This window comes from Celerinatantimonas sediminis, assembly GCF_046054195.1.
Lineage (GTDB): Bacteria > Pseudomonadota > Gammaproteobacteria > Enterobacterales > Celerinatantimonadaceae > Celerinatantimonas.
On record NZ_JBEQCS010000007.1, the window covers coordinates 19,698 to 32,962 of the forward strand.

Genomic DNA, 13,265 nt, shown 5'->3' on the forward strand with positions numbered 1-13,265 from the left:
ATTCTTTCTGTTGTTGAATAGCTCTCCGGTAGACTGTTAACACTCAGTCAAAGCCAACTTATAAATAAAATAGACTAGCTAACTTGGGCTGAGCTCGTTAGTTGATCGGTGAGCGTCACAAAAATCAAATAGTAGAGTCCTAATCTAGTTGCGTTAAGATGGACTTAAATGAGTGACAATCATTGATAATTAGATGTTTAAAATTAGGAATCAGCTATGTCTTTAAAGGATCTCAACGCGTTAAGCTGTCCACTCAGTAGCGAACAGCTTAAGGCGCTGGAGCAAGCGCTCGGTGATCTAAGCCCGCTGCAGCAGGCTTGGGTGAGTGGGTATTTGTATGCGAAAAATGCGTCAGGGCAAATCGCGCCGACCACGGCTGCGACTAGTTCTGCACACGTAACGATTTTATATGCGTCTCAAACTGGCAATGCCAAAGCAGTTGCCGAGCAATTATTTGAGAAAGCGCAGCAACAAAATGTGCCAGTGCAGCTACAAAATGTTGCTGATTACAAGCCCAAGTCTCTAAAAAAAGAGCAATTTCTAGTCATGGTCGCCAGCACTAATGGTGAAGGCGAGCCACCCGATGATGCAATGGAGTTCCACGAATTTTTGGTCTCAAAAAAAGCACCGAAAGTTCCAGAATTACGTTATGCCATTCTCTCTTTAGGAGACAGCAGCTACGAGCATTTCTGTAAATGTGGTGTGGATTTTGACGAGCGTTTAAGTGCGCTTGGTGCAACTGCTCTGCTCGCTCGTGTAGACTGCGATCTCGATTATGAACAACCTGCTAGCCAGTGGCAGCAAGAGCTGTTGGAAATCCTTAAAGCGCAGGCCAGCGAACTGGTCGCAGAGCAGCCTGTTGCGCTTACAAGCCCATCTGTTGCGTCAACTAAATACGACAGAGCGCATCCAGCTGTTGCAACGGTGTTAACCAATCAGAAAATTACCGGGCGTAATTCACTTAAAGATATTCGTCATCTTGAGTTTGATCTTGAAGGCGTTGGTTTGACCTATCAAAGTGGTGATGCCCTCGGTGTTTGGTTTGAGAATGATGCGGTGCTGGTGGATGAACTGCTTGCTGTTCTATCACTTGATGGCGAACAAACGGTTGTTGTTGATGAGCAATCTGCCACGTTAAAAACGGCTTTGATTCAATCGTATGAGCTCACTCAAACGCCTCCGGGATTTGTAGAGTTTTGGGCAGATAGAAGCGGGGCTGATGAACTTTTACAGCTAAAAGCTCAAAAACCATTATTGCGTGAATATGCCGCAACCCATCAGATTATTGATGTCGTCAGTGCCTATCCAGCTCAGGTGCCAGCAGATGAACTGCTAGCTGCGCTGCGCCGTCTTACGCCGCGTATGTACTCTATCGCCTCAAGTCAGAGTGACGTTGAAGACGAAGTGCATTTGTGTGTGGCCGTGGTCAGTTTTGAGCAGGGTCAAGCGCTGCGCTTTGGTGGTTGTTCTGGGTTCTTATCTCGTCTTGGTGAAGGCCAAAACGTGAAGATTTTTGTTGAACCGAACCAGAACTTCAAACTACCGCAAGATGATTCAACCCCAGTTATTATGATTGGTCCCGGTACGGGGATTGCACCGTTTCGTGCGTTCTTGCAAGAGCGTGATGCCAAAGGTGCAAGTGGCGATAACTGGTTATTTTTTGGTAATCCACATTTTACCGAAGATTTTCTCTATCAGAGCGAAATTCAAGGCTATGTTAAATCAGGATTACTCTCTCGCATTGATTTAGCTTTCTCGCGGGATCAGGCGGATAAAATATATGTCCAAGATCGCCTGCGTGAGCGCTCAAAAGATGTCTATGACTGGTTAGCTAATCGAGGGGCGCACCTGTATGTCTGCGGCGATGCAACCCGAATGGCTAAAGATGTCGAACAAACATTATTAAGTATCGCAAGTGAACAGGGGCAGATGAGTCAGCAAGAAGCAAAAGACTGGCTCAAATCGCTTCGCCGCGACAAACGTTACCAGAAGGATGTCTACTGATGAGTGATACCAAAGTATCTGCAAATGAAATTATTAAAGCTCGCAGTAACTTTCTGCGTGGCACCATCGAAGAGGGCATTAACGATCCTCTCACCGGTTCAATTGCCGAAGATGACACACAGTTAACTAAATTCCACGGCTTTTATCAGCAGGATGACCGAGACTTGCGTAATGAACGTAAATCTCAAAAGTTAGAGCCGCTTTATAGCTTTATGCTTCGGGCGCGCGTTCCTGGTGGGGTCTGTACCGCTGAGCAGTGGTTAATCATCGATGAGATTGCTCAGCATCTTACGCGCGGTAATATCCGTTTAACCACGCGTCAGACTTTTCAGTTTCATGGAATATTAAAACGCAATCTGAAAACGGTGATTCAGAAACTGCATCAGCGGCTACTCGACTCAATTGCCGCTTGCGGTGATGTGAACCGAAATGTGATGTGTAACTCTAATCCGGTTGAGTCACAGGTTCATCAGCAGGTGTATGAATTTGCAAAAAGTTTATCTGAGCATTTTATGCCGCAAAGCCGTGCTTATGCTGAGATCTTTTTAGATGAAGAGCCACTGAACAAACCCGATGTTGAGTCATTATATGGGCCAACTTATCTGCCGCGTAAATTTAAAATTGCAGTTGCAGTGCCACCACATAATGATGTGGACGTGTTTACCAATGATTTAGGTTTTATTGCCATCATTCAAGATGGTGAAATTGTCGGTTATAACGTCTCTGCTGGCGGCGGTATGGGCACAACGCACGGTGATACCAAAACGTATCCTCGCCTTGGTGATGTACTTGGTTTTATCCGTCCGGAACAAGCGCAAGCGGTTGCTGAAGCAATTTTCTTAATTCAGCGCGATAACGGCGATCGAGAAAATCGTAAACACGCACGGCTTAAATACACCATTGATGACATGGGTCTTGAAACATTCAAAGCTGAAGTTGAAAAACACTCTGGCGTGAGTTTTGCCCCTGCTGTTGATGTTACCTGGACAACCCGTGGTGACCGCTTTGGTTGGCTACAGGGCTACGATGGCCGCTGGCATCTGACTTGTTATCTGCCAAATGGGCGGATTGCCGATACTGAACAGGGACAACTGATGACGGGCCTTCGTGAGATAGCCAAAATTCATCAGGGCGACCTTCGCATGACCGCGAATCAGAACATCGTGATTGCCAATGTCAGTGAACAAGATAAAGATAAAATTGAGCAGCTCGCCAATCAATATGGTTTGATTCGAGACGATTTGACCTGGCTTCGAAAACTCTCGATTGCCTGTGTTGCACTGCCAACTTGTGGCCTAGCGATGGCTGAAAGTGAACGCTATATCCCTAAACTGATTACCAAAGTCGATGCGCTTTTGGCAAACCATGGCTTAGCCAATCAACCGATAGTGATGCGCATGACCGGTTGCCCGAATGGTTGTGCTCGTCCATTTGCCGCAGAAATCGGTTTTGTTGGTAAGGGCCCAGGTCATTACAACCTCTATTTAGGTGCCAGTCCGGTTGGAACTCGCCTGAATAAACTTTATCGTGAAAATATCGATGAACAGCAGATCCTGACCGAGTTAGATGGCTTGTTTGAACGTTATGCTAAAGAGCGTGATGGCGAGGAAGCATTTGGCGATTATGTCGTTCGTGCCGGGATTATCGCACCTGTTTATCAGGGGAGAGAATTTCATGCTTGAGATATTAAATGATGTGGCCAGCCAATGGCCACAACTTGATGAAAAAGAGCAGCAAGCTTGGCTTGCTGCCCAAAACGGTGAGTTAGAAAGCTTATCAAGTGAGCAGCGTATTCGTTGGGCCATTGAAAATTTGCCAGAGAATCACGCACTCTCTTCTAGTTTTGGGATTCAGGCTGCAGTATTGCTGCACATGGTGACGCAAATCCGTCCGGATATTCCAGTTGTGCTGATTGATACGGGCTATTTGTTTGATGAAACCTATCATTTTATCGATCAACTCACTGATAAGTTGGATTTGAATTTAAAAGTTTATAGTAATCCAATGACGCCAGCTTGGCAGGAAGTTCGTTATGGCAAGCTTTGGGAGCAGGGGCTTGACGGTTTAACGCGGTATAATCAGATGAACAAAGTAGAACCGATTGAGCGCGCATTTGATGAGCTTAAAATCCAAACTTGGTTTTCTGGATTGCGCCGTGAGCAGTCGCAAAGCCGCTCTCATCTGCCCGTATTGCAAGTACAAAACGAGCGCTTTAAAGTTTTACCTATCATCAACTGGACTAACCGACAGGTGTATCAATACCTGAAAAAACATGAGCTTAGCTATCATCCTTTATGGGAAAAAGGCTATGTTTCTGTCGGCGACTGGCATACATCGCGCCCGCTTGAGCCAGGAATGAGTGAAGAGGACACGCGCTTTTTTGGCCTTAAACGCGAATGCGGTATCCACGAAGAACATCACGGTAGTGGTATTTAACGGTATTTCTGGCTTGGGGCAACACCCAAGCTTTTCTTTATTTTCCCATCGTCTTTGACTTTGACAAAAGTATGATCGATTTCAGACTTAGCTGTTATGTCATCGTTTTGTCATTTTTTAGTCATCCTTAGTTCATATTTTCTCGATTAACTGAAAGCTTATTGTTGACTCTTTTTATGGATAAAAGGTGGCTCTCAGTGTTTTTAAAAAAAACTTGCAGTGCATTCATTCTCTTTGGTTTTAGCATTCTCTCGGCTGGCATTTGTGCCCAGACACTCACGGTGTACTCAGCTGGACCTAAAAAACTTTCTGCTGAACTTATCAAAGGATTTGAAGCGAAAACTGGCGCACAAGTGAGCCTTTATCAGGCGACGGCTGGAAAAATTATGGCTCGCTACATGGCAGAGAAGAACAATCCTCATGCGGATGTGATGATCTCTTCCTCTTGGGGCCATGCACTGAGCCTCAGTCAATCTGGTGATTTGCTCTCATATATCTCGCCCAACGCCAAACATGTGCCTCAAAGTTTGCAAGGCCCCGGCTTTGTTGCGCAGGGCGCCGCTGCGCTTTCGATTGCCTATAACACTGACAGTAAAGTGCCGGTTCCGCACCGTTGGCAAGATTTGAGTCAATCAGCGTATGCCGGGCAGGTCACTATGCCGGATCCCGCCGCATCTGGTAGCGCGCTGACCTTAGTCGAAGGGCTTGTTGCCGACGAAGGTGAAAAAGCGTGGACACTGTTTAAAGAGCTCAAAGCCAATCAAATGATCATTCCTGGCGCGAATAAAGCGGCATTAGCTCCGGTACTACAGGGCAGTCGTTCTGTTGTATTTGGGGCAGTTGATTATGTTGTGTTAGGGGCAAAAGCTAAAGGTGAGCATATTAATGTGGTTTATCCTCAAGAGGGAACCGTGCTGGCCCCGCGTCCGGTGATGATTATGAAATCAACCCAACATGCCAAGCTTGCGAAAGAATTTGTTGATTATGTCCTCTCCAGGAAAGGTCAGATGCTGGTTGCAAAACAATTTATTTTGCCAGCGCGCACCGATGTGAAAGCACTTCGCCCCGGCTTTGATGAGCTTAAATTCTTGCATTTTGATTTAGCCAATGCAGCTAAGGATGCTGTGAAAACGAAAAATCAATTTGCTCAAATTATGCGTTAACGATGCATAGTGTATTTACTCGAACTCGAGACCAGAGCTTGCGTTATGTGATGATGTATGGCTCGTCTCTGGTGCTGTTGGTGATTGTTGGACTGCCCATTATTGCTATCGTCTTATATGCGATTTTCCCGCATTTAAATCAAGGGAGCTTTGCATCTGCCTTTAGCCGCTTTAGCGAGCAATTTCACTCCAGCTCTTTGATTGGTGCAACCATTAATTCGGTGACTCTGGCCTGCGGCGTGATTGTTTGGACGCTTGTTATCGCGTTACCACTTGCGGTTGTGCGCCAGAGCCTTCGCGCTGGATTTGGGCGCATGGTCGATATGTTGTTGATGGTTCCATTGTTAATCCCTCCTTATATTGGTTCGATGGCTTGGATACAGTTGGGTCAGTCGCATGGCTTTATTGAGCAGTGGTTCGGTTTTAATTTTCATCAGTTGCTCTTTTCTCCCATTGGCTTGAGTTTAGTGATGGGATTGCACCTGTTCCCATTGACCTATGCCAGTGCCAATACTGCGATAACAGCAACTGGGCGCGGATATATGGAAGCGGCCATGATTTATGGCGCCAATACTTGGCAACGGTTTAGCAAAATTTGGCTGCCGCTGATTATGCCTGCGCTTGTTGCAAGCTCATTGATGATCTTTGTGTTGTCGATTGAAGAGTTTGGAACGCCAGATATTATTGGGCGGCGCTTTGGCTTTGAAGTGATGGTGACTGCCATTCACAATAAATTATCCGACTGGCCTATCGATTTGAGCGGTGCAGCTATTTTATCGCTGTTATTAATTGCTTTGGCGATGGTGGCTTATCAGTGTTATCGGTTGCTCAACCATTGCTATCGAGCGCATTTAGACGGCGCTCAAATGGGTAATCAAATGACGGAGCGTTGTACTCATCAGTTTCTCAAACTTGCATTGTTTATGGTGTGGATTGTGATAAGTGTGGGGTTGCCGTTATTAGCCATTACGCTTTCGGCTTTGATGAAAACTCAATCGGGCGGTTTGCATTGGTATAACTTGGGCTTTGGTGCATTTGCTGCGCTATTTTCTGGTGTAAGTGATGCCATGCGTGCCTTGATGACCAGTTTATCGCTGGCTTTTGCGGCGGCCATTTTATGTTGTTTAATTGCACTGGTTGTTAGCTATACACTCATCCGTCTTCGCCCTAAAGGCGCGAATATTTTAGAGCTGCTCACGGTTTTACCCAATGCTATTCCGGGCATGGCTGTTGCTGTCGGACTTATTCTAACGTGGAATCAGCCATTTTGGCATTGGAGCCCTTATAACTCTTTAGCCATATTGTTATTGGCGTATCTGTGCTTAATGTTGCCTTATCCGATGCGGATGTTAACCGCAGCTTTGCGAAGTTATCCAAAGAGCCTTGATGAAGCGGGCTTTATCAGTGGGGCAAATGATTGGCAGGTACTTTGGAAAATTTTATTGCCATCACTTGTCTGTGTAGGGTTTGCATCCGCAGTGATTGTTTTTGCTGTCAGTACGCGTGAACTCGTTGCTTCGTTAATGCTCGCGCCACCTGGGGTGGAAACGGTCGCAACCTATGTATTTAATCAGTTTGATCAGGGCTCAGTGAATGTTGGAATGGCGATGAGCCTAATGACGATTGTGCTTTGTGGCGCTTTGATAAGTTTGGGTCAGTGGGTTCAGAAGAAGGTTTCGTCATGATGGAATATATTAAGATAGAGCAGCTTAGCAAAGCGTTTGCTGAGCAATCAGTGCTTAACGATATAAATCTGAACATTGAACAAGGCCAGTTCGTCACTCTGCTTGGCCCTTCCGGGTGCGGTAAAACAACCTTGCTACGCATTATTGCCGGTCTTGAGCAAGCTGATGCTGGATGCATCATGGCAAATCATAGGCAATTTATGCATGTTGAAAAGGGGATTTTTGTGCCGCCCCAGCGCCGAGAGCTTGGATTTGTTTTTCAAGATTATGGTCTTTGGCCGCATATGAATGTGTTTGATAATATTGCATTTACGCTGAAAATCTCAGGTCACTACAATCGGGCCCGCATTCGAGACAAGGTTCACCAAGCTCTTAATTATGTGCAATTAGATGGTTATAGCGATTATCGTCCGGCTCAACTTTCTGGTGGGCAAAAGCAGCGCGTTTCCATTGCCAGAGCACTAGCCGCTGATCGCCAATGTATTTTGTTTGATGAACCTTTATCTAATTTAGATGCCAATTTGCGCGATGAGCTTGGCCACCAGATAAAAAGATTAGCAAGTTCGTTGGAGTTAACGTGTCTGTATGTCACCCATGATCGCCGTGAAGCACAGTTATTGTCGGATAAAATAGCGCTTTTAAAAGATGGTCAAATCCATCGCTTCGACTCGCCCGAACAGTTATTTCGCCATCCTTGTGATGAGTGGACGGCCAGTTTTTTAGATTGTGGCAATATTGTTCCCTCAAGCATACTAGCCAAAGGTGACGCAACGCTTTGGCTGATTCCTCGTCGTGCTTTAGAGGTTAATCCTGCCGGTTCACTTAAAGCGCAAGTCATTAGCTCTCATTTTTTAGCCGACCAATATGAGATCCTCGCTAAGGTTGCGGATGTAAATTTGCGTTTTTACCACAATAAGCCGCTGCAAAGTGATCAACTGATTCACCTTGCTGTTAATTTTAATGAGCTTAAGCCGTTAAATAGCCTAAATTCTCGGCTTGCTCAATATGCGGCATAAAATAGGTGTTACGCTCAATGAGTATTTACGGGGTATGCGGTTCATCTGAACTTTCAGCGAGAATATCATACACAAGCCGATAGTTTGTGAGCTTAATGTCATCTATGCTCGGGGCGCGAACACTTGTTAGAAACTGCTTATCTGATGCACCGTGAACGATAAAATTAAATCGCGCTTGTTTTAACGAAATATGGTTGGGGCCACCGCGATTGACTAATTGATCGTCATCATCTTGTCCATCATCTTCCCAAAAACAGATTTCACAAATCTCGTAATTTCCCCGCTCAGCAAGCGTGGCGTAGCCGCAACATGGGCATGCAAAGAGTGAATTGATGGCTTGTGTTTTTTTCATATTCCATCCTTGGATGTCTAATGTGTCGTCTGTATTTTTGAGTGTACAGCATCTAATGAAGTAGGTTTTGTGTAAATAGGGCTAAGTCGCTACTTGCATAGCACTATATCATCGCCATGATTTAATCTTTGGTGCTAATCTATGGATTAAATTACGGTTAGGCCAACAGCTGTTTGGTTTTTTCGATATCATCGACACCAAAGACAAACCGGTTATTTTCTGCTGGGTAGCCAAATTTAATGGTAATCCCATTTTTATAAAGTAACTGACATATGCTGCCAAATGAGCCAGGTTTTCCTGTCACTTGTTTTTGATCTTTAAAAAGAATGAATACGTCAGAGAATGATTCAATTGCTATGTGATGTTCTTGAAGGGCGCTGATGGCGATTTTTTCATCCATAACGAGCAGATGAACGATGGATGATTCTTGTAAGGATGACAGGCTCAGCCCTTCAATATTAATTCCTGATTGACCCAATGCTTGTCCGATTTTTATTAATAAGTTCGGGGTTTGCGGTTGAATAATGCATAAATCTTTCACGCGAGATCTCCTTAATGTCACGCTTTCCAGACTAACTCAGTGCGATGTTCGCGGCAATTAAGCACACAGGAAAATATCATTTTTATCATTTATCTCAGAGCGTTTGAGCGGGTGGCGTTGGCAAATACTGGCTCAGTGACAGTTGTCGGTGTATGGTAAAACGAGAGGAAATTTTTTAGGTTTTGAGCGCGTTGAGCCGCTTATCCATTACATTATTTATCATCTTCAGGAGGTTCTATGAAATCCACAATTGCCGTTTTTGCTAAGATTTCTGATGCACTCAAACAAGTCCTCGAGCAGCATTTTAATGTGCTTTATGTGAGTGCCATTGATGAGCTAACAGATGAACAATGTCAGCAAACGCAGGGCATTCTGGCCTCTGGTGGCTTTGCGCTAGGGAGCGAGCAGCTAGCTAAACTACCTAATTTAAAAGCGGCCTCAACAGTATCGGTTGGCTATGACAGCTATGATGTTGAGTCGTTGACTGAGCGACAAGTGATTTTAACTCATACCCCAGGTGTACTGGATGAGACCGTTGCTGATACGGTGTTTGCACTGATGTTAGCAAGCGCCAGACGGGTCGTTGAGTTGGCCAACTGGGTTCGCTCAGGTCAGTGGCATAGCAGTTTAAGTCCTCAATATTTTGGCCGCGATGTGCATCATAAAACTATCGGCATTGTTGGGATGGGCCGGATTGGAATGGCTGTTGCGCGGCGTGCTCACTTAGGGTTTGGTATGCCTGTTTTGTATCATAATCGCCATCCTAAAGAGATTGCACAAGAGCAATTCGCTGCACAGTTAGTTACTTTGGATGAGCTTTTAGAGCGTTCAGATTTTATCGTGATGCTCACGCCGCTATCCGAGCAGACCTATCATTTAATTGCTAAACCACAGTTTGAGAAGATGAAACCATCGGCGGTATTTATCAATGCGGCCCGTGGTGATGTGGTGGATGAGCAGGCATTAATTAGCGCCCTTGAAGATGGGAAAATTGCCGCAGCTGGGTTGGATGTTTTTCATCAAGAACCCATCGACCCTGATTCTAAACTACTTTCTATGCCACAGGTTGTCGCACTGCCACATATCGGTTCGGCAACGACACAAACCCGCGAAGCGATGGCAGAACTGGCGGTGAATAGTTTAGTTGATGCATTGGTGCATAAAAATGTGCACCATTGTGTGAATCCATCGGCGTGGTCTTTATAACAACGGTTCGTTAGTTTGCCATAATAAATCGTATTTTTAGATCATAATCATCTATGCGATAGACATTGGTTCTTTCGTAATCACGATGAAGGTCGGTATAGTGCAGGGTAGATTCTTTTATTAATTGATAGATTATGGCTTTATTTTCACTGTTTGTTAAAGCTGAGCCAACTCTCAAAGGGCATAACGCTCGCCCTACCAGTTGGTTGCGTCAGAGTATTAGCTCCCTTTGGGCGGCAAAAGATGTAACGTTGAATGCTCGAGCATACGCCGTTGCCAAGCCCTTAAAAAAGGGCGAAGTTGCATTAGTGGGTGCCGGTCCTGGAGCGCCAGAGCTGTTAACGCTAGCCGCTTTACAGATGCTCAGTGAAGCAGATGTAGTTGTCTATGATCGCCTGGTCAGTGATGAAATTCTCAATTTAATAAACAAAGATTGTCAGCGAATTTGTGTGGGTAAGGCCGCGTCCTATCATAGTGTCCCTCAGTCGCGAATTAATGAAATTCTGATTGAGCGCGCCTCATTGGGAATGCGTGTCGTGCGCCTTAAAGGCGGTGACAGTTTTATTTTTGGTCGCGGCGGTGAAGAGCTTGAACAGCTTGCGCAAAGCGGTGTTCAGTTTCGCGTGATCCCAGGAATTACCGCAGCATCTGGTTGTACAACCTATGCGGGGATCCCTTTAACGCACCGTGATTATTCCCAAGCTGTGACATTTGTCACCGGCCATTGTAAAAAAGATGGTAAACCGCCTGAATGGGCATCGTTGGTTGCGCAAAATCACACATTAGTGATTTATATGGGCCGACTGGCAGCATCACAAATTCAACAAAGCTTGCAAGAGCACGGAATGAGTGAACAGATGCCTGTGGCTGTGATTGAAAATGGCACGCGGCACAATCAACGTGTCCTTGTCGGTCACCTGTCGCAATTATCTCAATTAGCTGAGCAAGCCGCATCACCGGCATTGCTGGTGGTTGGTGAGGTTGTGAAGCTGAGTAAAGAACTTGAATGGTTTAATGTTGCAAGTCAAAAAAGTCCTGCAGCATCTGCGCTAAATCATCTTGATAATGAGAAATAGGCGTTGGTTCAATGAGCTGCGCTAATTCATCACCAATGGGCGTCATACGATAATATAACAGCTTACATTGGCGGTAACGGGGGCGCAGCAGCCACATTTTACCGCCTTGCTCAAAGCTCAAGTCAAACTGAGCGGCAAAACTGCTCTCTAATTCCCTATCATAAATAAGCCCCAGCTCAGCCAGTTGCATAATCTGGTTATAGGCGAGCCGATAGCGCCCCAATGATAGCCGTCTAATCCGTTGGCGATGAATACCGAATCGTCCTGGCAGACGAATGGCTCCAATCAGCAGTTTATGACTTTGCTCTCCACCTAAACGACTCGCCAGTTGCACGGCTCTTTGAAACCATTTGGCTTCGCGCTGGGTCATCTGGGTGAGTATTTTTAACGCTTTAATCGAAAAATGGCCAGGTGTTACAACTTCCATCGATAAAATCTGTGCCCAAAGCCGCTGCATCGCTGGTGTTTGACTGTTTTTGGCAAGCTCTAAATACGCACTGAACCAGTCAGGGTCAATTCGGCTACCGGCTTCATCGCCACAAATTCGCTCCGCGCGGGCCATTATTTGTTCTAAGTTTTTCTGAGTTCTAGCTTTTTCTAAACGTTCTCGCGCCATGGCGCGTTGGATATAACTGCTTTGAGGTGAAGATTCTTCAATGAGCGTGTGTAAGCCATGACGTTTCGCCAATTGTAAGGTGCGTTGTTTGGCAGAGGTGACCGATGAATCGGTTTTAATCGTCGTCTCACTCATGGAGGTTCAGGATGTTCCTTCGGTCATTTGGTCAAAATGGGAAGCGTTGAGAGCGCTAAGCTAATGGCAAGATGAATTCCTGCATTCCTGTCTATAACGGCTTAAGTTGATTTAACTTTAACCCAATTGGCAAAAATTGAGAAATAAATAAATACCAGTACGAATGCTATCGGTATGTGTCAAATGAGTAATTTGATTGTAAATTGATGTTAATATGTTAAATTATGTTGTATCAAAGTTAACAAAATATGTTTATTTGAGGACTTATCTGTTTTGATGTACATCAGACGGGCGTTGAAATATACAAAAGCAGTATGTTTGCTTGGGGTTTATTTTGCAGTATTAGTCGTTTTGGCGATGTTCTTTTAGTCCCTCATAAAAGGCCTCTGCAGAGGCCTTTTATCTGCTCTGAAATTATTTTTTCTGAGCACGTTCGTAAGATGAGGTAATTTCAGCTTCAGCAGCTGCTTTATTATCCCATCCATCTACTTTAACCCATTTTCCTGCTTCTAAGGTTTTGTAGTTTTCGAAGAAATGTTGGATCTGATTTTTCAGAAGTTCTGGCAGATCGTCGATATCTTGAATGTGATCGTATTCTTTGCTCAGTTTGCTAACTGGAACTGCGATGATTTTTGCATCTTCGCCAGATTCGTCAGTCATTTTTAGAACACCAACTGGACGAGCACGAACCACAACACCTGTTTGCAGTGGATATGGAGTTGGGACTAAAACGTCAACAGGGTCACCGTCTAAAGACAGTGTATGGTTAACGTAACCATAGTTGGCAGGATAGAACATGGGAGCTGTCATAAACCGGTCAACAAAAACGGCACCGCTCGCTTTATCAACTTCATATTTAATTGGAGAAGCATTGGCAGGGATTTCAATGATAACATTGATATCATCTGGCAGGCTTTTGCCTGCAGGGACATCGTTCAGGCTCATGAGTTTTCCTTACAGATAAATGTAGTGTATAAGTGAGCTTATTATAACGACCTTAGTAATAATCACCAGTCGAATGAGGCGAGCAATAAA

At 45.0% G+C, this 13,265-nt stretch carries 12 protein-coding genes; 8 read left to right on the top strand and 4 right to left on the bottom strand.

The annotated features are described in order from the left end of the window. The first annotated feature begins 216 nt into the window (after positions 1-216). The 6 genes from ABTQ23_RS09840 to ABTQ23_RS09865 all read left to right on the top strand — a co-directional run bounded on the left by ABTQ23_RS09840 (position 217) and on the right by ABTQ23_RS09865 (position 8,304). The gene (locus ABTQ23_RS09840; RefSeq protein WP_408615545.1) at positions 217-2,004 is read left to right on the top strand and encodes an assimilatory sulfite reductase (NADPH) flavoprotein subunit; all 1,788 of its coding nucleotides are present in this window, start codon (positions 217-219) and stop codon (positions 2,002-2,004) included. After that, positions 2,004-3,686 (top strand): assimilatory sulfite reductase (NADPH) hemoprotein subunit, encoded by a 1,683-nt coding sequence (gene cysI / locus ABTQ23_RS09845; protein ID WP_408615546.1) that lies wholly within the window; start codon positions 2,004-2,006, stop codon positions 3,684-3,686. The genes ABTQ23_RS09840 and cysI overlap by 1 nt, the downstream gene beginning before the upstream one ends. Beyond that, the gene (locus ABTQ23_RS09850) at positions 3,679-4,440 is read left to right on the top strand and encodes a phosphoadenylyl-sulfate reductase (RefSeq protein ID WP_408615547.1); all 762 of its coding nucleotides are present in this window, start codon (positions 3,679-3,681) and stop codon (positions 4,438-4,440) included. The genes cysI and ABTQ23_RS09850 overlap by 8 nt, the downstream gene beginning before the upstream one ends. Positions 4,441-4,637: 197 nt before the next feature. After that, positions 4,638-5,603 (top strand): ABC transporter substrate-binding protein, encoded by a 966-nt coding sequence (locus tag ABTQ23_RS09855; protein ID WP_408615548.1) that lies wholly within the window; start codon positions 4,638-4,640, stop codon positions 5,601-5,603. Positions 5,604-5,605: 2 nt separating this feature from the next. Further along, the gene (locus ABTQ23_RS09860) at positions 5,606-7,288 is read left to right on the top strand and encodes an ABC transporter permease (protein ID WP_408615549.1); all 1,683 of its coding nucleotides are present in this window, start codon (positions 5,606-5,608) and stop codon (positions 7,286-7,288) included. Continuing rightward, positions 7,285-8,304 carry an ABC transporter ATP-binding protein gene (locus ABTQ23_RS09865; protein WP_408615551.1) on the top strand — a complete coding sequence of 340 codons (1,020 nt, stop codon included), beginning with the start codon at positions 7,285-7,287 and terminating at the stop codon, positions 8,302-8,304. Before ABTQ23_RS09860 ends, ABTQ23_RS09865 begins: the two co-directional genes overlap by 4 nt. Positions 8,305-8,329: 25 nt before the next feature. Here the strand turns inward: ABTQ23_RS09865 and ABTQ23_RS09870 are convergent, their stop codons facing one another. Both ABTQ23_RS09870 and ABTQ23_RS09875 read right to left on the bottom strand, forming a co-directional pair. Then, a complete protein-coding gene (locus ABTQ23_RS09870) occupies positions 8,330-8,656 on the bottom strand; it encodes a CPCC family cysteine-rich protein (RefSeq protein ID WP_408615552.1) in 327 nt (108 codons plus the stop codon). A gap of 157 nt (positions 8,657-8,813) precedes the next feature. After that, positions 8,814-9,197 carry a hypothetical protein gene (locus tag ABTQ23_RS09875; RefSeq protein WP_408615553.1) on the bottom strand — a complete coding sequence of 128 codons (384 nt, stop codon included), beginning with the start codon at positions 9,195-9,197 and terminating at the stop codon, positions 8,814-8,816. Positions 9,198-9,434: 237 nt separating this feature from the next. On the opposite strand from ABTQ23_RS09875, the gene ABTQ23_RS09880 reads away from it, so the two are divergent. Both ABTQ23_RS09880 and cobA read left to right on the top strand, forming a co-directional pair. After that, a complete protein-coding gene (locus ABTQ23_RS09880) occupies positions 9,435-10,403 on the top strand; it encodes a 2-hydroxyacid dehydrogenase (protein ID WP_408615554.1) in 969 nt (322 codons plus the stop codon). A gap of 134 nt (positions 10,404-10,537) precedes the next feature. Then, positions 10,538-11,479, top strand: a complete 942-nt coding sequence (gene cobA, locus ABTQ23_RS09885) for a uroporphyrinogen-III C-methyltransferase (protein ID WP_408615555.1) — start codon at positions 10,538-10,540, stop codon at positions 11,477-11,479. Here the strand turns inward: cobA and ABTQ23_RS09890 are convergent. Together ABTQ23_RS09890 and ppa are read right to left on the bottom strand one after the other, a co-directional pair. Then, positions 11,415-12,230 carry a TIGR03899 family protein gene (locus ABTQ23_RS09890; RefSeq protein ID WP_408615556.1) on the bottom strand — a complete coding sequence of 272 codons (816 nt, stop codon included), beginning with the start codon at positions 12,228-12,230 and terminating at the stop codon, positions 11,415-11,417. The two genes, cobA and ABTQ23_RS09890, sit on opposite strands and share 65 nt — an antisense overlap. A 414-nt stretch (positions 12,231-12,644) precedes the next feature. Further along, positions 12,645-13,175 carry an inorganic diphosphatase gene (gene ppa / locus ABTQ23_RS09895; protein ID WP_408615557.1) on the bottom strand — a complete coding sequence of 177 codons (531 nt, stop codon included), beginning with the start codon at positions 13,173-13,175 and terminating at the stop codon, positions 12,645-12,647. Positions 13,176-13,265 lie beyond the last annotated feature (90 nt).

Coding starts and splice junctions, on each gene's coding strand:
- ABTQ23_RS09850 (WP_408615547.1), top strand. CDS start 3,679: ATGCTTGAGATATTAAATGATGTGGCCAGCCAATGGCCACAACTTGAT.
- ABTQ23_RS09870 (WP_408615552.1), bottom strand. CDS start 8,656: ATGAAAAAAACACAAGCCATCAATTCACTCTTTGCATGCCCATGTTGC.
- ABTQ23_RS09880 (WP_408615554.1), top strand. CDS start 9,435: ATGAAATCCACAATTGCCGTTTTTGCTAAGATTTCTGATGCACTCAAA.
- cobA (WP_408615555.1), top strand. CDS start 10,538: ATGGCTTTATTTTCACTGTTTGTTAAAGCTGAGCCAACTCTCAAAGGG.
- ppa (WP_408615557.1), bottom strand. CDS start 13,175: ATGAGCCTGAACGATGTCCCTGCAGGCAAAAGCCTGCCAGATGATATC.
- cysI (WP_408615546.1), top strand. CDS start 2,004: ATGAGTGATACCAAAGTATCTGCAAATGAAATTATTAAAGCTCGCAGT.
- ABTQ23_RS09840 (WP_408615545.1), top strand. CDS start 217: ATGTCTTTAAAGGATCTCAACGCGTTAAGCTGTCCACTCAGTAGCGAA.
- ABTQ23_RS09890 (WP_408615556.1), bottom strand. CDS start 12,230: ATGAGTGAGACGACGATTAAAACCGATTCATCGGTCACCTCTGCCAAA.
- ABTQ23_RS09860 (WP_408615549.1), top strand. CDS start 5,606: ATGCATAGTGTATTTACTCGAACTCGAGACCAGAGCTTGCGTTATGTG.
- ABTQ23_RS09865 (WP_408615551.1), top strand. CDS start 7,285: ATGATGGAATATATTAAGATAGAGCAGCTTAGCAAAGCGTTTGCTGAG.